The organism is Alloalcanivorax balearicus MACL04 (genome assembly GCF_025532145.1).
Classification (GTDB): Bacteria; Pseudomonadota; Gammaproteobacteria; order Pseudomonadales; family Alcanivoracaceae; genus Alloalcanivorax; species Alloalcanivorax balearicus.
Genome location: NZ_ARXS01000067.1, coordinates 1 through 1159, shown reverse-complemented (window position 1 = coordinate 1159; position 1159 = coordinate 1). Strand labels below are relative to the sequence as shown.

The window sequence follows — 1159 nt, the reverse complement described above, 5'->3', positions numbered from 1 at the left end:
GGCAAGCGGGTCACTCTCTGGGTGGTCCGCCGCCGATACACCTGCCGGGCCTGCAAGACAACATTCAGGCCCCAGCTACCGGAGATGGTGGACGGATTCCGTATGACACTGCGGCTGCATGAGTACGTGGAGAAGGAATCCTTCAACCACCCCTACACCTTTGTGGCGGCACAGACCGGCCTGGACGAGAAGACGGTGCGCGACATCTTCAACGCCCGCGCCGAGTTCCTGGGGCGCTGGCACCGCTTCGAGACGCCCCGCATCCTGGGCATTGACGAGCTATACCTGAACAAGCGCTACCGCTGCATTCTGACCAACATTGAGGAGCGAACCCTGCTCGACCTGCTGGCCACCCGCCGCCAGGACGTGGTGACCAACTACCTGATGAAGCTGAAAGACCGGCAGAAGGTCGAGATCGTCAGCATGGACATGTGGAACCCCTACCGGGCAGCGGTCAAGGCTGTGCTGCCCCAGGCCCGTATCGTGGTCGATAAGTTCCATGTGGTGCGCATGGCCAACGATGCCCTAGAGAGAGTGCGCAAGGGCCTCAGAAAGGAGCTGAAACCGTCCCAGAGCCGGACTCTCAAGGGAGACCGGAAAATCCTGCTGAAACGCGCTCACGAAGTCTCAGACCGGGAGCGCCTCATCATGGAGACCTGGACAGGCGCGTTCCCGCAACTGCTGGCCGCCTACGAGCACAAGGAGCGCTTCTACGGCATCTGGGACGCCACCACACGGCTCCAGGCAGAAGCCGCCCTGGACGAGTGGATAGCCACCATCCCGAAGGGCCAAAAGGAAGTCTGGAGCGATCTGGTCAGGGCAGTGGGAAACTGGCGCGAAGAGACCATGACCTACTTCGAGACGGACATGCCCGTCACCAACGCTTACACGGAGTCCATCAACCGACTGGCCAAGGACAAGAACCGTGAAGGGCGCGGTTACTCTTTCGAGGTGATGCGGGCACGAATGCTCTACACCACGAAGCACAAGAAGAAGGCACCGACTGCGAAGGTCTCTCCTTTCTACAAGAAAACCATCGGTTACGGACTGCCGGACTTCGCAGAGGAACTCAACTACGGAGTCGATCTATCAACCATCTGAGGGTGGTATCAGATTGATGGGGTGAAGGTGCCCCATCAACCATTAAATCCGTATACCC

The 1159-nt window shown here is 59.5% G+C and carries 1 protein-coding gene; it reads left to right on the top strand.

Annotation, left to right across the window (positions count from 1 at the left end; genetic code table 11):
- On the top strand, window positions 1–1101 hold a 1101-nt coding region (locus MA04_RS21685; RefSeq protein WP_262462840.1), incomplete at its 5' end, for an ISL3-like element ISPpu12 family transposase.
- Window positions 1102–1159 lie beyond the last annotated feature (58 nt).